The sequence below is a fragment of the Halomonas sp. H5 genome (assembly GCF_050613175.1).
Classification (GTDB): Bacteria; Pseudomonadota; Gammaproteobacteria; order Pseudomonadales; family Halomonadaceae; genus Bisbaumannia; species Bisbaumannia salifodinae.
Genome location: NZ_CP192510.1, coordinates 3,315,358 through 3,341,924, shown reverse-complemented (window position 1 = coordinate 3,341,924; position 26,567 = coordinate 3,315,358). Strand labels below are relative to the sequence as shown.

Genomic DNA, 26,567 nt, shown 5'->3' with positions numbered 1-26,567 from the left:
GGTGCCCGCCTGACGGCGGGAAAGTGTTGCCCTCGACGGCGCCCCGCGGGGCGCCGTCGTCGTTGATTCTCCGGCCCACCCTAGCTGAGCGCGACATCGGCATGCCTATCGCTTCATGGGCGGCCCAATAGGGCGTTGTCAGCCCGCGGGGGGAGTGCCAACATTCGGTAAAGACGCCGATCAAGACAATAACGAGTGCCCAATGACCGTCCAGACCGTGACCCCCAAGCGCCGCTTTCGCGGCAAGCCCCGCGGCCGTGAGCTCGACCCCAATCGTCTCGAGGGGTTGCGTGAACTGCTGGGCGACGAGCGCCAGGATGCCTCGCTGCGCCGCCGCGACCTGCTGATCGAACACCTGCACGCCATCCAGGACGCCCGGGGCCATCTCGCCCTGGTGGACCTGCGCGCCCTGGCCACCTATATGAACCTGCCCATGGCGGCGGTCTACGAGACCGCCACCTTCTATGCTCACTTCGACGTGGTGCATGACGACCAGGTGGCGCCCCCCGAGCTGACCATCCGCGTCTGCGATTCGCTCTCCTGCCAGCTGGCCGGCGCCGAGGCGCTGCGCGCCGAGCTGGAAGCGGGCGTGGATGCCGAGCGGGTGCGGGTGCTGCGGGCCCCCTGCATGGGGCGCTGCGACACGGCGCCGGTGGTGGAGGTGGGCCATCGCCACCTGGGCCGGGCCGATGCGGCCGGGGTCCGGGCGGCCATCGAGGCCGACGAGACCCATCCCGAGCCCATCGACTGGCAGCGCCTCGACGCCTACCGCTGCGAGGGCGGCTTCGAGCTGCTGCAGGCCTGCCACGACGGCGAGGTGACGGTGGAGGCGCTGATGGAGGCGATGCAGCAGGCCAACCTGCGCGGCCTGGGCGGCGCCGGCTTCCCGACCTTCAAGAAGTGGACTTTCGTGCGTCAGGAGGCGGGCCCCCGCTACTGCGCCATCAATGCCGACGAGGGCGAGCCCGGCACCTTCAAGGATCGCTACTACCTGGAGCGGGCCCCGCACCGCTTCCTGGAGGGGGCCCTGGTCAGCGCCTGGGCGGTGGAGGCCGAGGCCCTGTATATCTACCTGCGCGACGAATACCCGGGCCTGCATGCCGTGTTGCACGAGGCCATCGCCGAGCTCGAGGCCGCCGGCCTGGTGGCGCCGGGCTATATCGTGATGCGGCGTGGCGCCGGCGCCTATATCTGTGGCGAGGAGTCGGCGATGATCGAGTCCCTGGAGGGCAAGCCGGGCAAGCCCCGCCACCGTCCTCCCTTCGTCGCCCAGAAGGGCCTCTTCGACCGCCCGACCCTGGTCAATAACGTGGAGACCGTCTACTGGATTCCGCTGATCTGGCAGCGCGGCGCCGAGGCCTTCTCCGGCCAGGGTCGCCATGGCCGGGTGGGGCTGCGCAGCTTCTCGGTCTCCGGCCGGGTCAAGCGCCCGGGGGTCTATCTGGCCCCGGCGGGCATCACCCTCAATGAGCTGATCGAGGAACACTGCGGCGGCATGACCGAGGGACACCGCCTGGCCGCCTACCTGCCCGGCGGCGCCTCCGGCGGCATCCTGCCGGCCTCCAAGGCGGATATTCCGCTGGACTTCGACACCCTCCAGGAGCACGGCTGCTTTATCGGCTCGGCGGCGGTGATGGTGCTCTCCGACCAGGACGACCTGCGCGCCGTGGCCACCAACCTGCTGGCCTTCTTCGCCGACGAGTCCTGCGGCCAGTGCACCCCTTGCCGGGTGGGCACCGAGAAGATGCTGACCCTGCTCGAGGGCGACGAATGGGACGCCGAAACCCTGACACGGTTGTCTCAGGTGATGATGGATGCGTCCATCTGCGGCCTCGGCCAGGCGGCCCCCAATCCGGTGCTGGGGCTGCTCAAGGATTTCCGCGGCGAACTCGCCGCCCAGAACGTGATCGTCAAGGGGTAAGGGAGAATGAGCATGACCGAACCGAGCTCAAACAGCGGCTTTACCCTGACCCTGGATGGCGTGAAAGTGAGCGCTTACCAGGGCGAGACCCTCTGGCAGGTGGCCAAGCGCGCCGGCGAGACCATTCCCCACCTGTGCTTCAAGGACGCCAGCGGCTACCGCGCCGACGGCAACTGCCGCGCCTGCATGGTGGAGATCGAGGGCGAGCGTGCCCTGGCCGCCAGCTGCCTGCGCGAGGCGGCCCCGGGCATGGTGGTCAAGAGTGCCGACTCCGAGCGGGCGCGCACGGCCCGGGAAGGCGTGATGGAGCTGCTGCTGGTCGATCAGCCGGAGCGCGACGATAGCCCCGACCGCTCCAGCCACTTCTGGGCCATGGCCGACCAGCTGGCCATCGATGCCACGGCGGTGCGCAGCAAACTGCCGACCCGTCGGGAGGGCGTGGTGCACCATGTGGCCCCCCGTGAGGACTCACTCACCGATGCGAAGGGCCATGCCCAGGGCCATGACGACAGCCACTCCGCCATGCGCGTCAATCTCGACGCCTGCATCGAGTGCAACCTCTGCGTGCGCGCCTGCCGCGAGGTGCAGGTCAACGACGTCATCGGCCTGGCCCACCGCGGCTCGGCCTCGAAGATCGTCTTCGACTTCGACGACCCCATGGGCGAGAGCACCTGCGTGGCCTGCGGCGAGTGCGTCCAGGCCTGCCCCACCGGCGCCCTGATGCCCGCCACCCTGGTCGACCAGGCGGGCCATGGCGACTCCGCCGCGGCCGACCGCCAGGTCGATTCCGTGTGCCCCTACTGCGGGGTGGGCTGTCAGCTCACCTACCATATCAAGGACGATGAGATCCTCTTCGTGGAGGGCCGCGACGGCCCCTCCAATCAGAACCGCCTGTGCGTCAAGGGGCGCTTCGGCTACGACTATCCGCGCCACCCCTCGCGGCTGACCACGCCGCTGATTCGCAAGCCCGGGATCGCCAAGGGCATCGATCCGGACTTCGACCCCGCGAATCCCTTGACCCACTTCCGCGAGGCGAGCTGGGAAGAGGCCCTGGACTTCGCCGCCCAGGGGCTCGTCGGCCTCAAGGCGGCCCATGGCCCGGCGGCGCTGGCCGGCTTCGGCAGCGCCAAGTGCTCCAACGAGGAGGCCTGGCTGTTCCAGAAGCTGGTGCGCGTGGGCTTCGGCTCCAACCATGTGGACCACTGCACCCGGCTGTGTCACGCCAGCTCGGTGGCGGCGCTGATGGAGTGCATCGGCTCCGGCGCCGTGACCGCCTCCTTTATGCAAGCCAGCGAGGCCGACGTGGTGATCCTCACCGGCTGCAACCCGGCGGTGAACCATCCGGTGGCGGCGACCTTCTTCAAGCAGGCCGCCAAGCGCGGCACCAAGATCCTGATCCTCGACCCCCGCGGCCAGGCCCTGGATGCCTACGCCCATCGGAGTGTGCGCTTCTCGCCGGGGGCCGACGTGGCGCTGTTCAACGCCATGCTCAACGTGATCGTCGCCGAGGGGCTCTATGACGAGGCCTATATCGCCCAGCACACCGAGGGCTTCGAGGCGCTGAAGACCCATGTGGTGGACATGACCCCGGAGGCCATGAGCGGCCTGTGCGGCGTCGAGCCCGAGATCATCCGCGAGGTGGCGCGGCTCTACGCCACCGCCGAGCGGGCGATGATCTTCTGGGGCATGGGCATCTCCCAGCATACCCATGGCACCGACAACGCCCGCTGCCTGATCTCCCTGGCCCTGGCCTGCGGCCAGACCGGGCGCCCCGGCACCGGCCTGCACCCGCTGCGCGGCCAGAACAACGTCCAGGGCGCCTCCGATGCGGGCCTGATCCCCATGGTGTTGCCGGACTATCAGCCGGTCAGCGATGCCCAGGTGCGTACCGCCTTCGAGGAGCTGTGGAATACCGAGCTCGACCCGGAGCCGGGCCTCACCGTGGTGGAGATCATGGACGCCATCCATGCCGGCACCATCAAGGGCATGTATATCCAGGGCGAGAACCCGGCCATGTCCGACCCGGACCTGGAACACGCCCGGCAGGCGCTCGGCGAGCTCGAGCACCTGGTGGTGCAGGATCTCTTCGTCACCGAGACCGCCCAGTTCGCCGATGTCATCCTGCCCGCCTCGGCCTGGCCGGAGAAGGACGGCAGCGTCACCAACACCAACCGTCAGGTGCAGCTGGGTCGCGCGGCCCTGCCGCTGCCCGGCCAGGCCAAGCCGGACTGGTGGATCATCCAGGAAATGGCCAAGCGTTTCGGTCTGGACTGGAACTACCAGCACCCGCGGGACGTCTTCGCCGAGATGAAGCGTGGCATGCCGTCGCTGGATCATATCTCCTGGGAGCGCCTGGAGCGGGAGCAGTCGGTCACCTATCCCTGCCCGGCGGATGACGCCCCGGGGGCGGACGTGGTCTTCTCCGACGCCTTCCCCACCGACAGCGGCCGGGCGAAATTCTCGCCCACCCGGCCGCTGCCGCCGGACGAGCCGGTGGACGACGCCTTCCCCACGGTGCTGACCACCGGACGCCAACTGGAGCACTGGCATACCGGCTCGATGACCCGCCGCGCCACGGTCCTCGACGACCTGGAGCCGGAGGCGGTGGCCAGCCTGGCCCCCGCCGAGCTGGTCAGGCTGGGGCTGGCGCCGGGGGATGCGCTGACCATCACCACCCGGCGGGGGGCCATCACCCTCCGGGCGCGGGTCGACCCGGCGATGCCGGAGGGCATGGTCTTCGTGCCCTTCTGCTACGGGGAGGCCGCCGCCAACCTGTTGACCAATCCGGCGCTGGATCCTGATGGGAAGATTCCGGAGTTCAAGTACGCCGCCTGCCGCCTGAGTCCGGCGGAGGCGGCCTGATCGCCGGGCGGGGAGTGCCCCGCCCGGTCTCGCTCCACTATTTGCCCCACGACTGGAGGGCCAGTTTATGATGATCGCCGACCTGATCGATGGCGACGACTTCCGTAGCCGCCTGGTGGCCCTGGGGATTCGCATCCCCGAGGGGGCCTGTCCCGAGACCTGCGCGCGGATGGCGCTGCTCAAGCATGCGGAGGTGGGCGTGCCCGGGCTCCAGGACCTGGTGCGGGAGCTCAGCGAGCAGACCGATGTGATGCTGCCCTCGGTGCGCCAGGCGCTGGAGCGTTATCTGCTGCCGGGATTGCGTTAGGCTAATCGCCGATCAGCGTGAAGCCACGACATGGCTGATCTCCGCCTAGCTCCTGTGGGAGATCGGCTCCGCTGAGCGATTGGCGCCGCCAGGCGCCCTGGCCCATCACTCGGCATAGCCGAGTTCCCACCACACCACCACTGCTGAGCCATCCGGCTTAGTGAGAGCGCGGCGCCCCTTTGGGCGCCGCACTTGTTTCGGCCCTCCCTGTGGCGTCTGGCCAGCGTCTCCCCCTGACCCATGTGTCATTTTTCCCCACCCCCGGCGGGGTCACTGGCGCCTTGGGTGGCGGATGACCGGCATGCTTAATTTATTATAATTTATTGATTTTAATGATATTTATGTTTTTGTGGCATGCCTTGGCATAGCCACTGCACTAGGTTGGGTGCCACTCAACGATTTCCAGGAGGAAGGGCATGAAAGGTCACCCCGCCCGCCAACTCAAGGCCCTGGCCGCTATCGCCGCCCTCGCGTTGGGCTCCCTGGCCCTGGCCGGCTGCGGCAACGACGATGACGACCTGCCGCCCATGGAAGAACCGGCCATGGAGCAGCCCGAGCCCATGGAGCCGGCCCAGGATCCTGGGATGCAGGACGATCCGGGCATGCAGGATCCGGCCGCTCCCATGGAGGAGGACCCCATGGGCAGCCAGGAGCCGATGCCGGAGCCTGAGGATGGCTTCGACGATAGCGGTTTCGATGACGACGAAGGTTTCTAGGCCTTCCCGGTAAATGGCGCTTGCGCCATGGGGCCTGTGCCCCGGTTTCTCCCACACCCAGCAAGACGTGCAATCCGCAAAGGAGGTAGTAATGCTCTCCAAGAAGGCACTCAAGCAAGTCGGTATTCTCGGTGTTTCCTTCGGCCTGATCGCCAGCCCCCTGGCCTTCGGCTTCGAGGACGAGCCCAAGGCGGATCCCGCCCAGGATCCGTATCAGGAGCCCGCCCAGCAGCAGGAGCCCATGGGCGGCGAGCCCCAAGGTACCCAGCCGCAGGGCACCCAGGGCGATGGCTTCGGCGGCGGGACCGACCCGATGCCCGGCGAGGCCCAGGGGGCCGAGGCCGAGCCGCTGCCCGAGCCGGAAGGTGAGACCTATGAGGAGTATGAGTACGAAGAGGAAGAGGAGGAGACTCCCTGGGAAGAGGAAGAAGAGGGGGAGGATAACGGCAGCTGGTAAGGCCTTTCTCCCCGAGGCATGACGTTTCGAACGGACGCACTTGCCCCCGGCACCCGCCGGGGGCTTTTTGTGGTTATTCCTCCTCCAGCCGCCGATAGAGGGTCTTGCGGGCGATGCCGAGGATCTCGGCGGTGCGCCGCTTGTTGCCGCCGGTGGCCTCCAGCACCTTCTGGATATAGCGCTTCTCCACGTCCTCCAGGCGCGGCCAGGAGGCCTGGCCCTCGGCGCTGGGCAGTTGGGTGGTGGGGGCGGCGCGGTGCCGGCGGATGCGCTCCGGCAGGTCGCCATGGCTGAGCCGCTCCCCCTCGGCGAGGGTCACGGCACGCATGATGGCGTTCTCCAGCTCGCGCACATTGCCGGGGTAGGGATAGCCGAGCAGCGCCTCCAGGGCCTGGGGCTCGACGCCGAGGATGCGCTTTCCCTGAGCCTCGGCGTGCTTGTCAATCAGCGCCGCAACCAACGGCTGCAGATCGCCGTGGCGCTCGCGCAGCGGCGGCAGGCGTAGCGAGAAGGTCTCCAGGCGGTAGAAGAGGTCGCTTCTGAAATCGCCCTCGGTGATGGCCTGCTCCAGGTCCCGGTGGGTGGCGGCGATGATGCGCACGTCCACCGGCAGCTCCCGTTCGCCCCCTACCGGGCGTACCCGCTTCTCCTGCAGGGCACGCAGCAGCTTGGCCTGCAGGGCCACCGGCATCTCGCCGATCTCGTCGAGGAAGAGGCTGCCTCCCTGGGCGGCCTGGAAGAGGCCGCCGCGGGCCTCGTGGGCCCCGGTGAAGGCGCCCTTGGTATGGCCGAAGAACTCGCTCTCCATCAGCTCCGCCGGCACGCTGGCACAGTTCACCGCCACGACGGGCCCCGCGGCACGGGGCGATTCGGCATGGATGGCCCGGGCCAGCAGTTCCTTGCCGGTGCCGCTCTCGCCGAGCAGCAGGATGGGCGCCTCGCTGTTGGCCAGCCGCGCCGCGTCGTGGAAGAGGGCCTGCATGGCGTCGCTGGCGCCGATGATGCCATGGAAGTGGGCCGGTGACTCCTGCTGCCCGCGGGCCGCCAGGCGGCGGTGTTCCAGTACCCGGAACACCGCGTCATGGAGCGCCGCCAGGTCCAGGGGCTTGGTCAGGAAGTCGTCGGCGCCGAGCTTGAGGGCCTCCACCGCCTGTTCGATGGTGCCGAAGGCGGTAATCACGATAAAGCCGCACTCATGGCCCTCGCCGCGCACTTGCTCCAGCCAGGCCATGCCGCTGATGCCGGGCAGGCGCACGTCACTGATGATCAGGTCCGCCGGGGACTGGCTGAGGGTGGCCATGGCGTCTTCGGCGCTGTCGCAGGCCGTCACCCGGTGGCCGGCCTCGCTCAGTTCCTCCACCAGCAGTTCCTGAAGGGCCGGGTCATCCTCGACGATCAGCAGGCGGTGGCCGGTGTCATCCATGCTCGGGTCTCGTTATCCAGGGGAGGGGAGATATCGATGGTGGTGCCCCAGGTCGGTGTCCCGGTTGGCCCGCTCGAGGAAGGAGGACTGTCACTAGGTGGCGCTCTCCATGGGCAAGGCCGCGCTGTGGCATCAAACGATCATGGCCGTAGTCGACTTTGCCGCCCCTGGGGCTTGCCGGCGTTCAACGCTGCTTGTCCCCGGTGGGGATTGCGATGCTTACATGCAGCTCTTATGGTCGACGCTAGGCATTGAATCACAAGAATAAACCATACAGGCCCCGCGATGCGACCGCGTGCCAGGCCGGGTCGCTCGTTTTACCCCAGGGGCCTTGCCAGGGAGTGTTCATGAACGAGACCCTCGAAGCCGCTGAGGACGCGGTGGCGGCGTCGTGCTTTGCCCGCTTCGTCAATGTCCAGAAGAGCTATGACGGCGTCGAACTGGTCGTCAAGGGGTTCGACCTGGACATTCGCCAGGGCGAATTCGTGACCCTGCTGGGGCCCTCGGGCTCGGGCAAGACCACCTGCCTGATGATGATGGCGGGGTTCGAGACCCCGACCCACGGCGAGATCCTGCTCAAGGGCGAACCGATCAGCGGCCTGCCACCCCACAAGCGGGGCATCGGCATGGTCTTCCAGAACTACGCCCTCTTTCCCCATATGACGGTGGCCGAGAACCTGGCCTTCCCGCTGGAGGTGCGCCACCTCTCCAAGGAGGAGGTCAAGCGCAAGGTGACCCGCGCCCTGGCGATGGTGCGTCTCGAGGAATTCGGTGACCGGCGCCCTGCCCAGCTCTCCGGCGGTCAGCAGCAGCGGGTCGCCCTGGCCCGGGCCCTGGTCTTCGAGCCCGAGCTGGTGCTGATGGACGAGCCCCTGGGGGCGCTGGACAAGAACCTGCGCGAGGAAATGCAGTACGAGATCAAGCGCATTCACGCCAGCCTCGGGGTGACCATGATCTACGTCACCCACGACCAGACCGAGGCGTTGACCATGTCGGACCGCATCGCGGTGTTCAACGACGGCGTCGTGCAGCAACTAGCTTCCCCCGAGACCCTCTACGAGGCGCCCGAGAACGCCTTCGTCGCCTATTTCATCGGCGAGAACAATCGCCTCCACGGCGAGGTGGTGGAGAACAGTGGCGAGCGCTGCCGGGTGCGCCTCGACAACGGCGACACGGTGCTGGCCAGGGCCGTGGCCGCGGGGGAGACGGGATCGCGGACCACGCTCTCGCTGCGCCCGGAACGGGTCACCATCCTCGTCGGGGACGCGGCCACTGGCTGTGACAACCGCTTCCAGGGCGAGGTGATGGAGGTGATCTATCTCGGCGACCACCTGCGCACGCGGCTGCGTGTCTGCGGCAACGACGAATTCATCATCAAGACGCCCAACGCCATGGGGCACCCGGCACTGGCGCCGGGGCAGACCATCGAGGTCGGCTGGTCCTGGGGCGATTGTCGCGCCCTGGATGCCTGACGCCTCGTGTGCCCGGGAAGGCGGCCCCGAGCAGGCGGTTTAGGGAAGAAGACCGGGGCGTGGCCCCGGGCCGGCAGGAGTGCCGGACGATCGACGATACCGCGAGCATGACAACAACAAGTGGAGAATCCAATGAAGCAACGGGAAGTCATCAGTCGCAAGGGCCGTCTCGGCATCGCCATTGCCGTGGCCGGCGTCACCACCCTCGGCCTGACGGCCACGGCCCAGGCCCAGCAGACGCTCAATATCGTCTCCTGGGGTGGGGCCTACAGCATGAGCCAGCAGAGGGCCTACCACGAGCCCTGGATGGAGATGAGCGGCGACGAGATCGTCAATATCGACCGCAGCGGTAACGCCCTGGCCGGGCTGCGTGCCCAGAGCCAGGCCGGCAACGTCACCTGGGATCTGGTCGACATGCTGCCGGCGGATGCCATGATCGCCTGTGCCGAGGGCCTGATCGAGCCGCTGGACCATGACGAGCTGCTGGCCGACGCCCCCGACGGCACCCCGCCCAGCGAGGATTTCGTCGACGGCGCCCTGGGCGAATGCTTCGTGGCCTCGATCGTCTACTCCAATATCGTCGCCTTCAATACCGAGATGTTCCCCGAGGACAACCAGCCGAGCACCATCGCCGACGTCTTCGACCTGGAGAACTTCCCGGGCAAGCGGACCCTGCTGCGCAAGCCGATCAACAACCTCGAGTGGGCCCTGGTCGCCGATGGCGTGGCCCCGGAGGACGTCTACGACGTGCTCGAGACCGAGGAGGGCATCCAGCGCGCCTTCGCCAAGCTCGACACCATCAAGGACGAGGTGATCTGGTGGGAGGAGGGCGCCCAGCCGCCGCAGCTGCTCGCCGACCAGGAGGTGGCCTTCGCGTCCGCCTACAACGGCCGCATCTTCAACGCCATGGTCACCGAGGACCAGCCCTTCGAGATCATCTGGGACGCCCAGGTGTTCGAGCTCGACGGCTGGGTGGTGCCCACCGGCAGGCTCGACAAGGTCAGGGACTACCTCCGCTTCGCCACCGACACCCAGCGCCTCGCCGACCAGGCCCAGTACATCTCCTACGGCCCGGCGCGCGAGTCCTCCTCGGCGATGGTCTCGACCCATGCCGAGACCGGCATCGAGATGACGGAGCATATGCCGACCCACGGCCCCAACTTCGCCACCGCCATCCAGAAGGATGACGAGTTCTGGGCCGACTACAACGACGAGCTGACCCAGCGCTTCGACGCCTGGCTGGCCCAGTGAGACCGCGCCGCCACCCGCCCCGCGGGTGGCGGCGCCGTCGCTCCCGCCTTTATTCCGATCGCTTTCTTCGTCCGATGGAGAGGCCCGCGTGTCCGATTCGCCCTCTGCTCCCCTGACCACCGCCGATGGCGTGCCGCTCAAGGTCAGCCTGCGTCGCGCCGTGCGGCGTTCCAAGGTCAAGGCCTTCCTGCTGGTGTCGCCGTTGCTGCTGTTCCTGGTGGTCGCCTTCATCATGCCGATCTTCGACATGCTGTGGCGCAGCGTCGACAACCCCGAGGTCTCCACCCAGCTGTCGCGTACCGTCGCGGCCCTGGAGGGGTGGGACGGCGAGTCGCTACCCGGCGAAGCGGTCTTCGCCGCCCTGGTGGAGGACCTGCGCGAAGGCCAGGAGGCCCGCAACCTGGGGCTGCTGTCGAGCCGCTTGAACTACGAGAAATCGGGCATGCGCTCGACGATCAGCCGCACGGCCCGCCGCCTGGGCAGCACCGAGCCGCCCTATCGCGAGGCGCTGATCGAGATCAACGATACCTGGGGAGAGCTCGACACCTGGAAGCTGATCCGGCGTGAGGCCTCGCCCTATACGCCCTCCTATTACCTGGCGGCGGTGGATCGCCAGCTGACGCCGGACGGCGAGCTCGCCAAGGTGCCGGCCCACCTCGAGATCCACGTCTCGCTGTTCTGGCGCACCTTCTGGATGAGTGCGGTGATCACCGGCCTGACCCTGTTGCTCGGTTACCCGGTGGCCTTCCTGCTCGCCAACCTGCCGCTGCGCCACTCCAACCTGCTGATGATCCTGGTGCTGCTGCCGTTCTGGACCTCGCTGCTGGTGCGCACCACCACCTGGATCGCCATCCTGCAGTCCCAGGGGGTGCTCAACGACATGATGGTGGCCATCGGGGTGATCGCCGACGAGGCCCGCTGGCAGATGATCCACAACAAGACCGGCACCATCATCGCCATGACGCATATCCTGCTGCCGTTCATGATCCTGCCGCTCTACTCGGTGATGAAGACCATCCCGCCGAGCTACATGCGCGCGGCCCGTTCGCTGGGCGGCCGGCCCTTCCTCAGTTTCCGGCGGGTCTACTTCCCGCTGACCATCCCGGGCATCGCCGCCGGCGCCATCCTGGTATTCATCCTGTCGATCGGCTACTACATCACCCCGGCGCTGGTGGGGGGCCAGTCCGGGCGCTTTATCACCAACTACATCGCCTACCATATGCAGACCTCGCTGAACTGGGGGCTCGCCGCGGCGATCGCCTCGATCCTGCTGTTCGTGGTGGTGGCCTTCTATCTGGTCTTCAATCGCCTGGTCGGTGTCGACAAGGTCAAGCTGGGGTAATCCGATGGCGCTTCCTTCCTACGCCACCCGTGGCGAACGACTCTGGCACTACGTCTTCCTGGGCCTCTGTGCACTGATCTTCCTGTTCCTGGTGGGACCGCTGCTGATCATCATCCCGCTGTCGTTCAACGCCGAGCCCTACTTCACCTTCTCGGAGGCGATGCTGCGGCTCGATCCGGCGGGCTACTCGCTGCGCTGGTATCAGGACTTCTTCACCTCCAGCGCCTGGCTGCATGCGATCAAGAACAGCTTCATCATCGGCATCGCCTCGACGATCCTCGCCACGGTGCTCGGTACCATCGCCGCCCTGGGGCTCTCCAGCCGTCATATGCCGGCCCGGGGAGCCATCATGGCGCTGCTGATCTCGCCGATGATCGTGCCGCTGATCATCTCCGCCGCGGCGATGTTCTTCTTCTTCTCCAAGATCAACCTGGCCCAGACCTACCCGGGGGTGATCCTGGCGCACACCGCCCTGGGCATTCCCTTCGTGGTGATCACGGTCACCGCGACCCTGTCGAGCTTCGACACCACCCTGATCCGTGCCGCCCACAGCCTGGGCGCCAACCCCACCCGGACCTTCTTCAAGGTGGTGCTGCCGCTGGTCACCCCCGGCGTAGTGTCGGGGGCGCTGTTCGCCTTTATCACCTCCTTCGACGAGGTGGTGGTGGTGCTGTTTATCGCCGGCCCCGAACAGCGCACCATGCCGATCCAGATGTGGTCGGGCATTCGCGAGCAGATCAGCCCCACCATCCTGGCCGTGGCGACCCTGCTGGTGCTGCTCTCGATGCTGCTGCTCACCACCCTCGAGCTGCTGCGCCGCCGCGGCGAACGGCTGCGGGGGCTCAGCCCCGGCTGAGCCCGTCAGGGGCGTGACACGCCTGCCCCATGAGTCAGGTCTCGTTATCCAGGGGCAGGGTCACCTCGAAGGCGGCGCCACCCAGGTCGGTGTCGCCGAGGGTGATACTGCCACCGTGGTCGCTGACGATACGATGGGCCATGGCCAGCCCCAGGCCGCTGCCCTGGCCCGCCGGCTTGGTGGTGAAGAAGGGATCGAAGACCCGGCCCTGGTGCTCGTCGGGAATGCCGGGGCCATCGTCCTCCACCCGCAGGCACAGCTCGGCGTCGATGACCCGGGCCGAGAGGCGCACCCGCCCCTCGGGGCTGGCCTGGCGGGCGTTGTGCAGCAGGTTGGTGAGCACCTGGGTGAGCTGTTGCTCGTCGACCCGCAGGGTCGGCGGCGGCTCGGGAAGCCTCACCTCGATGTCATCGCCGCCCTCCACCAGGGCCAGGGCGCCCTGCACCAGGTCGTCGAGGCGGCAGGGGGCGACCTCCAGGTTATGCCGGCGACCCAGGTCCATCAGCTGGCGCACGATGCCGACGATGCGCGCCACCTCGCCGCGGATGCGCGTCAGCCGGCGTTGCTCGTCCTCGCCCGTGGCGCGGCGCTCCAGGCGCTGGGCCTGGCCGTCGATCACCGACAGCGGCGCCCCCAGCTCATGGGCCACGCCGGCGGCCAGCACGCCCAGCTCGGCGAGCTTCTTGGACTTGCGCAAGCGCCGCTCCAGGGCGATCTCCTTGCGCCGCCGTGCCTCGATATCGGCATCCTTCGCGGCCAGGGCGTCGAGCATGCCGTTGAGGGCCAGCGACAGGCGACGGTATTCGTCGGGTCCCTCCAGGCTGGCGCGGCGCTGGCGCTCGCCGCCGCCGACCCGCTCCATGACCTCCAGCAGTCGCTCCAGGGGGCGCTCGATATGGCGCCGGAAGCCCCACCAGATCAGCGCCACGATGCCCACGGCGGCGATCACGAAGCCGCCCAGGACCACCAGGCTGAGGAAGCCGATATAGTTCTCCACCCCGGTGTTGAGGCGATTGACCTGGAGCACGCCGCGGGGCTCGCCGCCCGGGGTGGTCAGGGGCACCAGGGCCGAGTAGTAGCTCCAGCGCTCGTGCCGGCGATAGGCCCCCAGCTCCTCGCCGCTGTCGGCCACGGCGCGGATCTCCTCGGGGTCGAACAGGGTCTCGCCGAGGCCCAGGCCATAGATCTTGTTGCCCCGGGTATCGAAGACATAGGCACCGTAGATGCGGTGGAAGGAGAAAGCGGCGTGCAGCGACTCCTGCAGCGCCTCCCGGGGGGCCTCCTGGGTGAGGGCATAGCCCAGGGAAGTGCCGATGGCCTGACTGAGGACCTGTACCTCGCTCTGCAGCTTGGTGCGCAGGTTGTCCTCGAGGGAAACGATGGCCACCAGGCTGACCACCAGCAGCACCAGGAAGAGGGGAGTCAGGACGGTGGCGATAATCAGGTTGCGCAGGCGCATAGGGGCTCGTCGGGGTAGTGGGCCGGCACGGCGGGAGCCGCGCCGTTCTATCCCACCATGGGCCCCGGGGAAAATCCAGCCTGGGGCCCAAACGCCACAGGCCCGCCGGTGGCGGGCCTGTGGGGCTAAGCGATGGGCTCAAGCGATACGAGAGGGCTTAGCCCTTCACGACCTGGAGTTCCGGGGCGGTATGGCCCAGGTTCTCCAGCAGGCGCTCGCCATACCAGTTGATGAAGTCGATCACGCCGAACTCATAGGTCTCGGAGTAGGGACCCGGCTGGTAGGCCTGGGAGTTGATGCCGCGCTGGTTCTCCTCGGCCAGGCGACGATCCTGGTCGTTGGTGGCGTCCCACACCTTGCGCATCTCGGCAGGATCGTAGTCGACCCCTTCCACGGCATCCTTGTGCACCAGCCACTTGGTGGTCACCAGGGTCTGCTGGGGCCCCAGCGGCAGCACCCGGAAGACGAGGGCGTGATCGCCCATGAAGTGGTTCCAGGAGTTGGGCAGGTGGAGGATGCGCAGCGAGCCCAGGTCGGGGCTCTGGAGGCGGCCCATCAGCTTCTGGCAGGCGGGCTTGCCGTCCATGGTCATGGACACGGCGCCGTCCAGCAGCGGGGTACGGGTCAGGCGGTTGCGCTTGCCGAAGCGCTGGAGCTGCCAGGGCACCTGCAGGGTGTCCCAGTCGGCCTGCTTCTTGGCCACCAGGGCCTTGTAGGCGGGGGTGGCGCGGGGGTCGTCGGTGTCGTCGAACTCCTGCAGGGAGTTGAGCAGCTCCGGGTGGGAGCCGTTGCAGTGGTAGCACTCGCGGTTGTTCTCGATCACCAGCTTCCAGTTGCACTGCTCGACGATGGAGGACTCCACCGCTACCTTGGTGTTCTCCATGTCGTAGGGCGCCAGGTAATGCTCCAGGGTGGCCAGGAAGTCGTCGATGGCCGGCGGTTCGTCGGCCAGGCTGACGAAGATAAAGCCGCCCCCGGTCTTCACCTGCACGGGCTTGAGGCCGTACTGGTTGAGGTCGAAGTTCTCGCCCATGTCGGAGCCGGCGAACAGCAGGCGGCCGTCCAGTTCATAGGTCCACTGGTGGTAGGGGCAGACCAGCTTGGCGACCTTGCCCTTCTCCTTGACGCACAGCCGCGAGCCGCGGTGACGGCAGACGTTGTAGAAGCCGTGCACCTGACCGTCGTTGCCGCGCACCAGGATCACCGGGTTGTCGCCGATCTCCACGGTCATGAAGTTGCCCTTGGTGGGAATCTCGCTGGTCATGCCGGCGAAGAGCCACTCCTTGCCGAAGATCTCCTGCATGTCCAGGGCGAAGACGCGCTCGTCGTTGTAGAAGGGCTGGGGCAGGGAGAAATTCCGCTGACGACTGCGCAGCATCTCCGCGGCGGCCTCCCGGGCGGGGGCCAGGGGATCATCCAGACGAGCGAGGGGCTTGGATTCCATGGGGCACTTCCTCATTACAGGCGGCGGGTCAGGCCGAGTCATTGTCGATTGTGAGCTTCGTCAGCGGCTGGGGGCTGGGGTCGCGCTGCATCGACGCGACCCTGATTTGCGGCGAGTGTGGGGCAGAGTCGCAGAACGCAATTATCTGCCGACGACAGAAGGTGATACGCCGGCGACGCCGGGCGAAATTTCGCTGTGGGTGGCTGGATGCCAGGGATATGCCCGTGTCGCGAACAGGCATGTGATGACGCTATCGCTTGGCGCAAAATTCGCACAACGACGAGCGGTGGCACCGCGGTCGGAGACAGTCCCCATGGTGCAGCCCAGGCGAACCGACAATGACAATGAACTTCCTCAACCCCGTCACCACCCAGACCTGGACCAACGGCCGCCACCTGGTGCGCTGCGTCAAGGTGATCCAGGAGACCTGGGACGTGCGTACCTTCTGCTTCATGGCCGAGCAGCCGGTGATGTTCTTCTTCAAGCCGGGGCAGTTCGTGACCCTGGAACTGGAGATCGACGGCGAGCAGGTGATGCGCTCCTACACCATCTCCAGCTCCCCCTCGGTGCCCTACAGCTTCTCCATCACCGTCAAGCGGATGCCCGGCGGCAAGGTCTCCAACTGGCTCCACGACAACCTCAAGGTCAACGACGAGCTGGCGGTGCATGGCCCGGTGGGCAACTTCAACTGCATCGACTACCCGGCGGAGAAGATCCTGATGCTCTCCGGCGGCGTCGGCGTGACCCCGCTGATGTCCATGGCGCGCTGGTTCTTCGATACCAACTCCCTGGTGGACATCGAGTTTATTCACAGCGCGCGCTCGCCCAAGGACATCATCTTCCACCGCGAGCTGGAGCATATCTTCTCGCGGATTCCCGAGTTCAAGCTGCATATCGTCTGCGAGCGCAGCGACGAGCTGGGCGAGGCCTGGGCCGGCTTCCGCGGCTACCTGAGCCAGGCCATGCTGGAGCTGATGGCCCCTGACTTCATGGAGCGGGAGATCTACTGCTGCGGCCCCACTCCCTATATGAACGCCGTCAAGAACCTGCTCAAGAACAACGGCTTCGACATGGCCCACTACCACGAGGAGTCCTTCGGGGAGACCCCGGCCGATGTGCAGGAGGAGGCCCTGGAGCATGCCGAGCAGGCCGAGGTGGAGGCCGAGGAGCTGGATGTCGCCGAGATGCTCAGCGTGGAGTTTGCCACCACCGGCAAGAGCGTGCGCATCCAGCCCGGCGAGACCGTGCATACCGCCGCCGCCAAGCTGGGGCTGCATATTCCCAAGGCTTGCGGTATGGGGATCTGTGGCACCTGCCGCGTCCCCCTGACCTCCGGCCAGGTAGACATGGAGCACAACGGCGGCATCACCGACGAAGACGTGGCCGAGGGCTATATTCTCTCCTGCTGCAGCAAGCCGCTGGGCAACGTGGTGGTCGATTACTGATCGCCCCCGATGATCCGGAAAGCTCCCTACCGCGAGGGTTGAACGAGCCCCATGCCGCCGAAGTGGCATGGGGCTTTTTGCAACCTGACCGACGAAGCCAAGACGAGGGCGAACGCCTCTGCAGCAGCCAGCCGCCGTGGATACTGATCAGGTTGGCATGGATGAGGGGCGCTGGGGACAGGATGGAGCGGGGGGGGGCCTGAGCCTGTGGCTTCTAGATTTCTTTGCTTTCCAACCCGGCGCCGATATCCAGGTCTCCTGGGCCCGGCACCGGATCGCAAGACCGTAATAACCACAACAAAGAGGTAAGTCATGATATCGAACCGCAGGAAATCCTTGCTGACCGCCCTGGCGCTGGGCACCGCCGCCCTGACGCCACTGCACGCCCTGGCCGAGGCGCGGCCCGGGGAAGGCGTGAGCGTCACTCCCATCTTCCCGTCCATCGCCGAGGAGCACTTCCGCGGCCAGATCGCCATCATGGGGCTGGAGGAACTGGGCTACGCGGTGGAGGAGCCCCGGGAAACCGAATACGCCGGCATCCTCCTGGGCCTGGCCCATGGCGATGCGGATTTCACCGTGCATATGTGGGACAAGCTTCACGACGACTTCTACCAGCAGGTCGGCGGCGACGAGGCGCTGGTCAAGGCCGGCGATATGATCCCCGGGGTGCTACAGGGCTACCTGATCGATCGTGCGACCGCCGAGGCGTACGGCATCACCTCCCTGGAGGACCTGCGTGACCCGGAGATCGCCGCGCTTTTCGACGCCGATGGCGATGGCAGGGCCGACCTCACCGGCTGCGACCCCGGCTGGGGCTGCGAACAGGTGATCGATTATCACCTGCTCTCCTACGGCCTGGCGAATACCGTCAGCCATCACCGCGGTCCCTACTTCTCGCTGATGGACGACACCATCGCCCGCCACGAGCAAGGCGAGCCGATCCTCTACTACACCTGGGTGCCGCAGTGGATCTCCGGGGTGCTGGCGCCGGGCGAGGACGTGGTCTGGCTGGAGGTACCGCATACCTCGCTGCCGGATGGCAACAACGACGTGGACACCCACTTCAACGGCCAGAACCTGGGCTTCGCGGTGGATACCATCCAGTCGCTGCTCAATCGTGACTTCGCCGAGCAGAACCCCGCCGCCCGCGAATTCCTCGCCCGGGTGCAGATCACCACTGAGGACGAGAGCGCCCAGAACCTGCGCATGCAGGAAGGCGAGGCCAGTCCCGAGGACATTCGGCGTCACGCCGCCGAATGGGTGGAGGAACACCGGGAGCAATTCGACGCCTGGCTCGATGAGGCCCGTGCCGCCTCCTGACCAGGCCTGGCCATCGCCTTGAGCCTTCGGTGAACCAAAACGCCCCCTGTCGCGATGGCGGCAGGGGGCGTTGTCGTTGGTCACTGCCGATCGCCGGGGGTAGGCGCCGAGGCCTGATGGCTCAGCCCGTCGGGCTGGCATTGTCCCGCTCTGCCCGATCGAAGGCGGGGGCGAGGCGTACCACCACGGCCAGTGCGGCCAGTAGCACGCCTCCGGCGAGTAAAAAGGTCAGGGTAAAGCCGATCAGCTCTGCGGTCATGCCGAGTACCAGTGGCGCCATCACCTGGGCGCCTCGATTGCCCATCAGGCGCATGCCCAGGGCGCTGGAACGCTGCTCGGCGGGTACGTGCTCTGCCAGGATCACCATCGATAACGGCTGGGAGAGGCCCGAGCCCAATCCCACCAGAACGGCCAGGATCGCCAGCAGCGCCACATCGCCGGTGGTGCCGGTGAACATCAGGCCCAGGGACACGGCGGCCACCGAGGCGACCATGGTACGGGAGCGGCCTCCCATGACCTCGATGACCCGGGACATGATCGGGCGGATCAGCATGGCCGACAGGGCACGCAGGCTGACCAGGGCGCCGATCAGCGTGGCCGAGAAGGTCAGTTCCTCGAGATAGACTGGCAGGAAGGCGGCGTGGGCGCCGAGGGCGAACAGCACCGCCACGGTCACGGCAAGGGACATCTGGACGCCGCTGTTGTGGCGTAGCAGGCTGGCCTGGGCGCGATAGCCGAGCAGCGAGCGCGAGGTGCTGGGGGCGCGCCGGGTGTTATCGACGAGGAAGCAGGCGCTCACCAGGCCGATTACGGGAAGGCCGCCGATCGTGGCGAATACCCAGCTCATGCTCAGGGTGTCGATCATGTGTCCGGCCATCAGCGGACCGATCAACTGGCCGCCCGAGAGACACATGGTGTACCAGCCGAAATAGCGTTCCAGGGTACGGCCCCGCCCCAGCCCGGCGACGACCGACTGGGCGGCAATGACCATCACCACCTGGGCCAGTCCGACCACCACCTGGGTGGCGACCAGGCCGCCGAAGGTGGGCGACACCACGCTCAGCCAGGGGCCGAGCATCATGCCGCTGGCGCCGATGAAGAAAATCCGCTGTGGCCCCAGGCGAGTGACCACGCCGCCCAGTGGGATGGCGAACACCAGCGGCAGCAGGTAAGGCGCGGAAAGCACGAATCCGACCAGTGAGGGGCTGGCCCCCAGCTCCAGGGCTCGCAGCGGCACGGCGAGTAGCAGCATGGTCTGGGCGATAAAGACGCTGGTCAGCCCCAGGCACACCATGACCAGGTTGCGAAGCGCCCCAGGCGTTTGCGGCGACGCATTATCGTGGACGTCCTCTCTCATCCGTCTCCCATCTTTGCCTTTCTCCTTCTCGGTGACGCCATCGTATGACACCAAGGTAAGACTTTGGTCGTGATTATCGAGTGGTCTGCTCTGCTTCGGACTTTCCTGGGATCGCTCAGCCATGCCTGCGGGCTGCGACCTACAGGCCTATTGCCGGAGGGTATCCGAGAGATCCGACAATATAGCAGCAAACTGACGGCATGGCATTTTGTTGAATGCATTTGAATCCATATGCATACTTTGGGACACAGTCAGCCATGGCTGTGTCCTTTCTTACAAAAAATGTGGGATTCGCCTCGTCGATGCCACGCCGAAGCCAATAGAGGAGTCACAATCATGAACAACGCCAGCCTCACCCGCGGTAAGCCCATGCGTCGGGCCATGGTGCTACTTGCTGCCACCGGTTTGACCCTCGGTATGGTTGCGAAGAGCCCGGCGGAGGTTACGGGCTTCTATGAAGGCAAGACCCTCGAGGTGCTGATTCCGTGGGCCCCGGGTGGCGGTGCCGACCAGTGGGGACGCTATGTGGCGGCGACCCTCGGGCCCTATCTCGGGGAAAATGCCAGCGTACAGGCGGTCAATCGGCCTGGGGCGGGGGGAGTGCAGGGCTCCAACGAATTCCACCTGCGTACGCGAAGCGATGGCAGAACCGTGCTTCTGCAGAGTGCTGGCCAGGTCTTCGGCTACATGTATGGCTCGCAGGGGGTTCGCTACGATTTTCGTGACTACGAGCCGATCGTGGCCATGGCCCAGGGGGGCGCCGTCTATGCCCGCTCCGACCTGGGGGTGGAAACGCCCCAGGACCTCTGGGAGGTGGATGAGCTGATTTACGGCGAGGTATCCCCCCAGGCGATAGGTTCCATGGCCCTGGCCGCCTTCGTCCTGCTGGATCTTCCTCACCAGGTGGTCTTCGGGTACGAGAGCCGAGGGCCGGCGCGCCTGGCCCTGGAGCAGGGCGAGACCAACCTCGATTTCCAGACCACCACGCCATACGTCGCCAGCGTGGTGCCGCTGATCGAGGAGGGGCTAGCGGTGCCGCTCTTCAGCTTGGGCATCTTCGATGCCAATGGCGAGCTGGTTCGCGATCCGGCGTTTCCTGAGCTTCCCACCGTGGCGGAAGTCTACGAGGAACGTTATGGCGAGACCCCCTCGGGCGTGGCCTGGGATGCCTATCGGGCGGTGCTCTCCGCGGGCACGATCAAGATGCTCTGGGCCAAGCCCGATGCGCCGCAAGCGTCCATCGAGGAGCTGCGAGGCGCCTTTCGACTGGCGTCACAGGACGAGGAATTCATGGCGGATTCCGTCACGGCGAATGGTCCCTATGACTGGCTGGTCGGCCAGGAGGCCTATCGCGCGATGAGTGCCAGTCTCGAGATGTCCGAAGAAACCCTCGATTTCCTGCGCACGACCTTCAAGGCGCGCTATGGCGCCGACCTCTGAGTGTTGGTGATGAGCGCTATCGACTGCCACCTCGGTGTCTTTCCGTCTCTGAGAGGAGTAAGCCGTCTTGTTAACCGCTGCTTTTGACGCCTTGGCGTTGATTCTCGATCCTTCCCGGTTGGTGTTCATGCTGCTGGGTGTGGGCGTGGGCCTGGTCGTGGGGGTGATTCCCGGTCTCGGCGGGGTAGTGGGGATGTCGCTGCTGCTGCCGTTTGTCTACGGCATGGATCCCCATGCGGCCATTGCCATGCTGATCGGCATGGCGGCGGTCATCGCCACCTCCGACACCTTCCCCAGCATATTGATCGGCGTGCCCGGCTCCGCCGGCTCCCAGGCCACGATTCTCGATGGCTACCCCATGGCTCAGCAGGGGCAGGCTGGGCGGGCGCTCAGCGCCGCCTTCAGCGCATCGCTTGTCGGAGGCTTGATCGGTGCCCTGGTGCTCTTCGCGATCCTTCCGATCGCCCGCCCGCTGGTGCTCGCCTTCCAGTCGCCCCACTTGTTCATGTTCACCGTGCTCGGCCTGTGCTTCGTGGGGCTGCTGTCCGGCAAATACCCGTTTCGCGGCATCCTGGCCACCCTGTTGGGCATGATGATCGCCATGCTTGGTTCGGCGCCGACCACGGTGACCTTCCGTTATGTGGGCGACAGCCTCTACCTCATGGATGGCATCCCCTTGGCGATTCTCGCCATGGGGCTCTTCGCGTTGCCTGAAATCCTCGATCTGCTGGCCGACAACCGTGCCGTCTCCCGGGTCAAGACGCTCTCCTCGGGATGGAAGGAGGGGATCAAGGATACGGTCAGGAATCGCTGGCTGGTGCTACGGTCATCAGCCCTGGGGGTGACGATCGGGGCCATTCCTGGCTTGGGGGGCTCGGTGGTCGATTGGCTCTCCTATGGCCAGGCGGTGCAGAGCGCCAAGGACAAGACGCGCTTCGGTCAGGGGGACGTGCGTGGGGTGATCGCCCCGGAAAGTTCCAACAATGCCAAGGAGGGGGGCTCGCTCATCCCGACGATGCTGTTTGGTATCCCCGGGAGTGGCACGACGGCGGTGCTGCTCGGTGGCTTGATCCTGCTGGGCATTCAGCCGGGGCCCTCGATGCTGACGAGCGAGCTCTCCATCACCCTGACCATCGTCTGGACCCTGGCCTTGGCCAATGTCTTCGGGGCACTGGCCTGCTTCGCGTTGTCACGTCCCATCTCCCACCTGAGCACCGTCCCGGCCAGCAAGTTCGCTCCCTTCCTGCTGGTCATCATGCTGGTCGGGGCCTATCAGAACACCCAGCAATGGGGGGACCTGATCGCCTTCGGCGTCATCGGGCTGATCGGCTGGCTGTTCAAGGCATATGACTGGCCACGGGCACCGGTGCTGATCGGCTTCGTCCTGGCGCCCAGCATCGAGAGGTACCTGACCATCTCCTCGTCACGCTATGGGTGGTCCTGGCTGATGGATCCCCTCGTGATCTTGATCGGCGTCATCGCCGTGGCCGTCCTGATCGCAGGCATCAGAGCCAAGCAGAAAGGCCTGGGAGGGGCATCATGACCCAACGACTGAGAGAAGAACTCCTTTTCATCCTGGTTATCGCTGCGGCCATGGTCACCGCCCTGGCGCTATCGGCTGAGTTTCCCTTCATCGCCCGCTTGATGCCGCAGGTGGTGGCGATATCGGCACTCATCCTGCTGGCCGTCGAGCTGATCAACACCTGGCGCCGGCGAAGCGCGGCGAAGGCAGGTGGGCCGGTATGGGGCAGCAAGCTCAGGCGAACGGTTCCCTACTTCGCCTGGCTGGCCGCCCTCTATACGGGCATCGCCCTGGTCGGGATGCTGCCGGCGGCCTTGCTGTTCACCTTCCTCTTCGCCTGGCGGGTCGGAGGCATGCGCTGGTGGGTTGCGGCGCTAGGGGCGGCCGCCTTGATCGTGGCGCTGATGGGCTTCGGCGAGGCGTTCAACCTGCGTTGGCCCGAGGGCTTTTTTCTCGCCCCCTATCGCTGAGCCGGGGGAAGGCTTCGCCACGTTGCTTCGAGGCCTAGTCGTAGGCCTCGAAGAAGGCCTCCAGCCGCACCTTGTAGGCTTCGCGGATGTGGTGGCGAGCCAGGCTCTCGGCGCTTTCCGAATCGCGCCGCTCCAGGGCGTCGATGATGGCACCGTGCTCGCGGCGGGCGGTTTCGGCGCGACCCGGCTTGGAAAGGGTGCTGGGGCCCAGCAGCATCATCGACTCCTGTAGCGAGTGCAGCATCTTGAGCAGGTAGCGGTTGTGTGCACAGCGATACAGGGTGCCGTGGAACAGCTTGTTGTTCTTGACCAGATCCAGGGTCTCGGTGAGCTGGGCGTCACGCTCGTTAATCTCCCGTAGAAAGGCGATTTCTACTTCGGAAGCATGGCGCGCCGCCAGTCCGGCGGCGGTGCCTTCCAGCACCTCACGCATGGCATACAGCTCACTGACCATGCCGTGGTCGAGTTCGGTGATGATGGTGCCACGGCCGGGATCATTGGCGACCAGCCCCTCCAGTTGCAGACGATTGAGTGCCTCGCGAACCGGGGTGCGGCTCAGGCCCATGCGCTCGGCGAGGTCGACCTCGCGCACCCGGGTGCCGGGGGGCAGGGTGCCTTGCTTGATGGCATCGACGATATAGCGATATGCCTGCTCGCTGCGCGGTTCACCACGTTCATTCGTCGCCGGAGAGGTGGTCTTGCGTGCCTTGCGCTCTGCCATGGGGCTTTAGGTCTCGGTTGTGGCTGTCGGTGGGTCTCATGGTAATCAACGAGACAGATCTTGTCATAGAGAGTTCTGTTGGATACATTTGTATCCACTTGGATTCAGTTGGGTGGTGCCCGCTGTGAGGATCACAACGAACTGAGGAAGACACAACGATGCTGTCATCGACGGGAAAGCGGCTGAGCGAGGATGACCTGCGCAACCATGATGTGCTGGTCATCGGGGGCGGCAATGCGGCGCTCTGTGCCGCCCTGAGTGCGCGGGAGCGGGGGGCCCGCGTGCTGCTGCTGGAAAGCGCCCCGCGCAAGTGGCGGGGGGGCAACAGCAGCCATACCCGCAATCTGCGCTGCATGCACCGCGAGCCGACGGACGTGCTCAGCGATGCCTACCTGGAGGAAGAGTTTTTCGAGGATGTGTGGCGCGTCACGGGGGGACAGACCAACGAGGCGCTGGCCCGCCATGTGATCCAGGCCTCCGAGAGCTGCACGGAGTGGATGAAGGGGTATGGGGTGCGTTTCCAGCCTTCTCTGGGCGGCACCCTGCACCTCGGGCGCACCAATGCCTTCTTCCTGGGCGGAGGCAAGGCGCTGGTCAATACCTACTACCAGGCGGCCGAACGGCTGGGGATCACCATCCTCTATGAGGCCGAGGCCGAGCGGTTGGTCTTCGATGGCAAGCGTTTCGATCACGCCCTGGTCAACATCAACGGCTCGCTGCGCCAGATCAGTGCCAAAGCGGTGGTGGTGGCCTCGGGGGGCTTCGAGTCCAACCAGGAGTGGCTCGAGGAGGCCTGGGGGGCGGTGTCACGCAACTTCCGGATCCGCGGCACCCGCTTCAACCAGGGCAAGATGCTGCGCTCGCTGATCGACAACGGCGCCAAGGTGATCGGTGATCCGACCCAGGGACATGCCGTGGCTATCGATGCCCGGGCGCCCAAGTACGATGGTGGAATCGTCACCCGGGTCGACTGTGTCTCCCTGGGCATCGTGGTCAATCGGGATGGCAAGCGATTCTACGACGAGGGTGAGGACTTCTGGCCCAAGCGCTATGCCATCTGGGGGCGCTTGATTGCCAAGCAGCCGGGGCAGGTGGGCTATTCGATCACCGATGCCAAGGCCCAGGGCCGTTTCATGCCGTCGGTATTTCCTCCCGAGCAGGCCGATACCCTCGAGGAGCTGGCGGTCAAGCTCGACCTGCCGGTGGAGACGCTGCTCGAGACCGTCGCCACCTTCAACGCCGCCGTCCAGCCCGGCACCTTCGACCATAGCGTGCTCGACGACTGCCGCACCCAGGGCGCTACGCCGGAAAAGACCCATTGGGCACAGGCTATCGATCGACCGCCCTTCTACGGCTATCCGCTGCGTACCGGCATCACCTTCACCTACCTGGGCGGCGAAGTGGACGAAAAGGCACGACTGACGATGACGGATGGCACTCAGGCCGACAACGTCTTCCTGGCCGGCGAGATCATGGCCGGCAACATTCTGGGGCAGGGCTATGTGGCGGGATTCGGCATGACCATCGGTACCGTATTTGGGCGAATTGCAGGAGAGGAGGCGGCACGCCATGCAGAAAATTGAGATTTACGATGCCTTGGTCGACGAGGCGCGCAACAACATGACCATCTGCAATGCCTGCCGCTATTGCGAAGGGTTCTGTCCGGTCTTTCCGGCCATGGAGCGGCGCCAGACCTTCAGTGAGGAAGACCTGAAGTACCTGGCGAACCTTTGCCACAACTGCGGTGAGTGCTACTACGCCTGCCAGTATGCGCCGCCCCATGAGTTCTCGGTCAACGTGCCCCAGTCCTTGGCCAAGCTGCGCGCCGAGTCCTATCGCCAGTATGCCTGGCCCGGGCCGCTGGCCAGGCTGTTCGATCGCAATGGCCTGATCGGTGCCCTGGCCCTGGCCTTCGGGGTGACGCTGCTGCTGTTCATTGCCATTGCCCTGAATGGCGGAGCCGCTCCCCTGGTCGGCGGCCAGCACGGCGGCGACTTCTATGCACTGTTGCCACACAACGTGATGGCCGTCACCTTCGGCTCCGTGGCGCTATTCGTGCTGCTGGCCCTGGTCATGGGGATGGCGCGTTTCTGGCGCGAGAGCGGGGAGCCGTTCGCCGCCCTGGGCGACCGCCAGAGCTGGAAGGAGGCGCTGCAGGAAACCTTTACCATGAAGCACCTGCACGGCCATGGCGAAGTGGGGTGCACCTACCCGGATGCCTACCACTCCCACTGGCGTCGTCGCTTTCATCACTTCACCTTCTACGGTTTCATGCTGGCCTTTGCCGCGACCCTGACCGGTACCTTCTATCACTACGTCTTCGGCTGGGCCGCACCCTATGACTTTCTCAGCCTGCCCAAGCTGCTGGGCACCCTGGGCGGAATCGGACTGATGATCGGGCCGGCCGGGCTGCTCTACCTCAAGCTGGTGCGTGACCGGAACACCGCCGATGCTCGCCAGATGGGCATGGATGTGGCCTTCATTGTCCTGCTGTGGCTCACCGGTACCACCGGGCTTGCGCTGATGCTGCTGCGCGAGACCTCGGCCATGGGCGTCATGCTGGTGGTTCACCTGGGCTGCGTCATGGCGCTGTTCCTGACCATGCCCTACGGCAAGTTCGTCCACGGCTTCTATCGCCTGCTGGCCGTCTATCGCAACGCCCTGGAGCGACGGCGCCACGGTGCCTGACGGCGAATGAACGACAGGGATGGGATCGCGGCCATTATGGGAGGGGCCATGATCCGATGTCGTCTATCAGGTGGATGGCGCTCGTACCAAAGCA

The 26,567-nt window shown here is 66.1% G+C and carries 21 protein-coding genes; 16 read left to right on the top strand and 5 right to left on the bottom strand.

Going from position 1 to position 26,567, the window contains the following annotated elements:
• Nucleotides 1-202: 202 nt before the first annotated feature.
• The 5 genes from ACQ1W9_RS15370 (at nucleotide 203) to ACQ1W9_RS15350 (ending at nucleotide 6,263) form a co-directional block, all read left to right on the top strand.
• Complete coding sequence (locus ACQ1W9_RS15370) at nucleotides 203-1,921, top strand: NADH-ubiquinone oxidoreductase-F iron-sulfur binding region domain-containing protein (RefSeq protein WP_431024158.1); 1,719 nt, start codon at nucleotides 203-205, stop codon at nucleotides 1,919-1,921.
• Between the two features lie 12 nt (nucleotides 1,922-1,933).
• Nucleotides 1,934-4,783: a formate dehydrogenase subunit alpha gene (gene fdhF / locus ACQ1W9_RS15365; protein ID WP_431024157.1), complete on the top strand. Its 2,850-nt coding sequence runs from the start codon at nucleotides 1,934-1,936 to the stop codon at nucleotides 4,781-4,783.
• Between the two features lie 67 nt (nucleotides 4,784-4,850).
• A complete protein-coding gene (locus ACQ1W9_RS15360; RefSeq protein ID WP_346063628.1) occupies nucleotides 4,851-5,090 on the top strand; it encodes a hypothetical protein in 240 nt (79 codons plus the stop codon).
• Nucleotides 5,091-5,506: 416 nt separating this feature from the next.
• On the top strand, nucleotides 5,507-5,806 hold the full coding sequence (locus ACQ1W9_RS15355; RefSeq protein WP_431024156.1) for a hypothetical protein: 300 nt from the start codon (nucleotides 5,507-5,509) through the stop codon (nucleotides 5,804-5,806).
• A gap of 91 nt (nucleotides 5,807-5,897) precedes the next feature.
• Nucleotides 5,898-6,263, top strand: coding sequence for a hypothetical protein (locus ACQ1W9_RS15350; RefSeq protein ID WP_431024155.1), 366 nt, complete (start codon nucleotides 5,898-5,900; stop codon nucleotides 6,261-6,263).
• A 73-nt stretch (nucleotides 6,264-6,336) separates the two neighbouring features.
• Here ACQ1W9_RS15350 and ACQ1W9_RS15345 read toward each other — a convergent pair whose 3' ends face one another.
• The gene (locus ACQ1W9_RS15345; protein WP_431024154.1) at nucleotides 6,337-7,686 is read right to left on the bottom strand and encodes a sigma-54-dependent transcriptional regulator; all 1,350 of its coding nucleotides are present in this window, start codon (nucleotides 7,684-7,686) and stop codon (nucleotides 6,337-6,339) included.
• A 347-nt stretch (nucleotides 7,687-8,033) separates the two neighbouring features.
• Here ACQ1W9_RS15345 and ACQ1W9_RS15340 point away from each other — a divergent pair, with 347 nt between their 5' ends.
• The 4 genes from ACQ1W9_RS15340 to ACQ1W9_RS15325 all read left to right on the top strand — a co-directional run bounded on the left by ACQ1W9_RS15340 (nucleotide 8,034) and on the right by ACQ1W9_RS15325 (nucleotide 12,607).
• Nucleotides 8,034-9,158 (top strand): ABC transporter ATP-binding protein, encoded by a 1,125-nt coding sequence (locus ACQ1W9_RS15340; protein WP_431024153.1) that lies wholly within the window; start codon nucleotides 8,034-8,036, stop codon nucleotides 9,156-9,158.
• A gap of 132 nt (nucleotides 9,159-9,290) precedes the next feature.
• Nucleotides 9,291-10,409, top strand: a complete 1,119-nt coding sequence (locus ACQ1W9_RS15335; protein WP_431024152.1) for an extracellular solute-binding protein — start codon at nucleotides 9,291-9,293, stop codon at nucleotides 10,407-10,409.
• A gap of 88 nt (nucleotides 10,410-10,497) precedes the next feature.
• The gene (locus ACQ1W9_RS15330; RefSeq protein ID WP_431024151.1) at nucleotides 10,498-11,751 is read left to right on the top strand and encodes an ABC transporter permease; all 1,254 of its coding nucleotides are present in this window, start codon (nucleotides 10,498-10,500) and stop codon (nucleotides 11,749-11,751) included.
• 4 nt (nucleotides 11,752-11,755) lie between these two features.
• Complete coding sequence (locus ACQ1W9_RS15325; RefSeq protein WP_431024150.1) at nucleotides 11,756-12,607, top strand: ABC transporter permease; 852 nt, start codon at nucleotides 11,756-11,758, stop codon at nucleotides 12,605-12,607.
• A 34-nt stretch (nucleotides 12,608-12,641) separates the two neighbouring features.
• Here the strand turns inward: ACQ1W9_RS15325 and ACQ1W9_RS15320 are convergent, their stop codons facing one another.
• The gene (locus tag ACQ1W9_RS15320) at nucleotides 12,642-14,066 is read right to left on the bottom strand and encodes a sensor histidine kinase (RefSeq protein WP_431024149.1); all 1,425 of its coding nucleotides are present in this window, start codon (nucleotides 14,064-14,066) and stop codon (nucleotides 12,642-12,644) included.
• A 157-nt stretch (nucleotides 14,067-14,223) separates the two neighbouring features.
• Nucleotides 14,224-15,510 carry an aromatic ring-hydroxylating oxygenase subunit alpha gene (locus ACQ1W9_RS15315; RefSeq protein WP_431024148.1) on the bottom strand — a complete coding sequence of 429 codons (1,287 nt, stop codon included), beginning with the start codon at nucleotides 15,508-15,510 and terminating at the stop codon, nucleotides 14,224-14,226.
• Nucleotides 15,511-15,848: 338 nt separating this feature from the next.
• Here ACQ1W9_RS15315 and ACQ1W9_RS15310 point away from each other — a divergent pair, with 338 nt between their 5' ends.
• Nucleotides 15,849-16,955, top strand: coding sequence for an FAD-binding oxidoreductase (locus tag ACQ1W9_RS15310; protein WP_431024147.1), 1,107 nt, complete (start codon nucleotides 15,849-15,851; stop codon nucleotides 16,953-16,955).
• Nucleotides 16,956-17,267: 312 nt separating this feature from the next.
• Nucleotides 17,268-18,275 (top strand): glycine betaine/L-proline ABC transporter substrate-binding protein ProX, encoded by a 1,008-nt coding sequence (proX, locus tag ACQ1W9_RS15305; RefSeq protein WP_431024146.1) that lies wholly within the window; start codon nucleotides 17,268-17,270, stop codon nucleotides 18,273-18,275.
• Nucleotides 18,276-18,396: 121 nt separating this feature from the next.
• Here proX and ACQ1W9_RS15300 read toward each other — a convergent pair whose 3' ends face one another.
• The gene (locus ACQ1W9_RS15300) at nucleotides 18,397-19,632 is read right to left on the bottom strand and encodes an MFS transporter (RefSeq protein ID WP_431024145.1); all 1,236 of its coding nucleotides are present in this window, start codon (nucleotides 19,630-19,632) and stop codon (nucleotides 18,397-18,399) included.
• 336 nt (nucleotides 19,633-19,968) lie between these two features.
• Between ACQ1W9_RS15300 and ACQ1W9_RS15295 the strand changes: the two genes are divergently transcribed.
• The 3 genes from ACQ1W9_RS15295 to ACQ1W9_RS15285 all read left to right on the top strand — a co-directional run bounded on the left by ACQ1W9_RS15295 (nucleotide 19,969) and on the right by ACQ1W9_RS15285 (nucleotide 23,064).
• Complete coding sequence (locus ACQ1W9_RS15295) at nucleotides 19,969-21,072, top strand: Bug family tripartite tricarboxylate transporter substrate binding protein (RefSeq protein WP_431024144.1); 1,104 nt, start codon at nucleotides 19,969-19,971, stop codon at nucleotides 21,070-21,072.
• 67 nt (nucleotides 21,073-21,139) lie between these two features.
• A complete protein-coding gene (locus ACQ1W9_RS15290) occupies nucleotides 21,140-22,615 on the top strand; it encodes a tripartite tricarboxylate transporter permease (RefSeq protein ID WP_431024143.1) in 1,476 nt (491 codons plus the stop codon).
• Complete coding sequence (locus ACQ1W9_RS15285; protein ID WP_431024142.1) at nucleotides 22,612-23,064, top strand: hypothetical protein; 453 nt, start codon at nucleotides 22,612-22,614, stop codon at nucleotides 23,062-23,064. Before ACQ1W9_RS15290 ends, ACQ1W9_RS15285 begins: the two co-directional genes overlap by 4 nt.
• A gap of 34 nt (nucleotides 23,065-23,098) precedes the next feature.
• Here ACQ1W9_RS15285 and ACQ1W9_RS15280 read toward each other — a convergent pair whose 3' ends face one another.
• A complete protein-coding gene (locus tag ACQ1W9_RS15280; protein ID WP_346064269.1) occupies nucleotides 23,099-23,785 on the bottom strand; it encodes a GntR family transcriptional regulator in 687 nt (228 codons plus the stop codon).
• 158 nt (nucleotides 23,786-23,943) lie between these two features.
• Between ACQ1W9_RS15280 and tcuA the strand changes: the two genes are divergently transcribed.
• Together tcuA and tcuB are read left to right on the top strand one after the other, a co-directional pair.
• Nucleotides 23,944-25,368 carry an FAD-dependent tricarballylate dehydrogenase TcuA gene (tcuA, locus tag ACQ1W9_RS15275; protein ID WP_431024141.1) on the top strand — a complete coding sequence of 475 codons (1,425 nt, stop codon included), beginning with the start codon at nucleotides 23,944-23,946 and terminating at the stop codon, nucleotides 25,366-25,368.
• Nucleotides 25,355-26,473, top strand: a complete 1,119-nt coding sequence (tcuB, locus tag ACQ1W9_RS15270; RefSeq protein ID WP_431024140.1) for a tricarballylate utilization 4Fe-4S protein TcuB — start codon at nucleotides 25,355-25,357, stop codon at nucleotides 26,471-26,473. The genes tcuA and tcuB overlap by 14 nt, the downstream gene beginning before the upstream one ends.
• The last annotated feature ends 94 nt before the right edge of the window (nucleotides 26,474-26,567 follow it).

Coding starts and splice junctions, on each gene's coding strand:
- ACQ1W9_RS15370 (WP_431024158.1), top strand. CDS start 203: ATGACCGTCCAGACCGTGACCCCCAAGCGCCGCTTTCGCGGCAAGCCC.
- fdhF (WP_431024157.1), top strand. CDS start 1,934: ATGACCGAACCGAGCTCAAACAGCGGCTTTACCCTGACCCTGGATGGC.
- ACQ1W9_RS15360 (WP_346063628.1), top strand. CDS start 4,851: ATGATGATCGCCGACCTGATCGATGGCGACGACTTCCGTAGCCGCCTG.
- ACQ1W9_RS15355 (WP_431024156.1), top strand. CDS start 5,507: ATGAAAGGTCACCCCGCCCGCCAACTCAAGGCCCTGGCCGCTATCGCC.
- ACQ1W9_RS15350 (WP_431024155.1), top strand. CDS start 5,898: ATGCTCTCCAAGAAGGCACTCAAGCAAGTCGGTATTCTCGGTGTTTCC.
- ACQ1W9_RS15345 (WP_431024154.1), bottom strand. CDS start 7,686: ATGGATGACACCGGCCACCGCCTGCTGATCGTCGAGGATGACCCGGCC.
- ACQ1W9_RS15340 (WP_431024153.1), top strand. CDS start 8,034: ATGAACGAGACCCTCGAAGCCGCTGAGGACGCGGTGGCGGCGTCGTGC.
- ACQ1W9_RS15335 (WP_431024152.1), top strand. CDS start 9,291: ATGAAGCAACGGGAAGTCATCAGTCGCAAGGGCCGTCTCGGCATCGCC.
- ACQ1W9_RS15325 (WP_431024150.1), top strand. CDS start 11,756: ATGGCGCTTCCTTCCTACGCCACCCGTGGCGAACGACTCTGGCACTAC.
- ACQ1W9_RS15320 (WP_431024149.1), bottom strand. CDS start 14,066: ATGCGCCTGCGCAACCTGATTATCGCCACCGTCCTGACTCCCCTCTTC.
- ACQ1W9_RS15315 (WP_431024148.1), bottom strand. CDS start 15,510: ATGGAATCCAAGCCCCTCGCTCGTCTGGATGATCCCCTGGCCCCCGCC.
- ACQ1W9_RS15310 (WP_431024147.1), top strand. CDS start 15,849: ATGACAATGAACTTCCTCAACCCCGTCACCACCCAGACCTGGACCAAC.
- proX (WP_431024146.1), top strand. CDS start 17,268: ATGATATCGAACCGCAGGAAATCCTTGCTGACCGCCCTGGCGCTGGGC.
- ACQ1W9_RS15300 (WP_431024145.1), bottom strand. CDS start 19,632: ATGAGAGAGGACGTCCACGATAATGCGTCGCCGCAAACGCCTGGGGCG.
- ACQ1W9_RS15295 (WP_431024144.1), top strand. CDS start 19,969: ATGAACAACGCCAGCCTCACCCGCGGTAAGCCCATGCGTCGGGCCATG.
- ACQ1W9_RS15285 (WP_431024142.1), top strand. CDS start 22,612: ATGACCCAACGACTGAGAGAAGAACTCCTTTTCATCCTGGTTATCGCT.
- ACQ1W9_RS15280 (WP_346064269.1), bottom strand. CDS start 23,785: ATGGCAGAGCGCAAGGCACGCAAGACCACCTCTCCGGCGACGAATGAA.
- tcuA (WP_431024141.1), top strand. CDS start 23,944: ATGCTGTCATCGACGGGAAAGCGGCTGAGCGAGGATGACCTGCGCAAC.
- tcuB (WP_431024140.1), top strand. CDS start 25,355: ATGCAGAAAATTGAGATTTACGATGCCTTGGTCGACGAGGCGCGCAAC.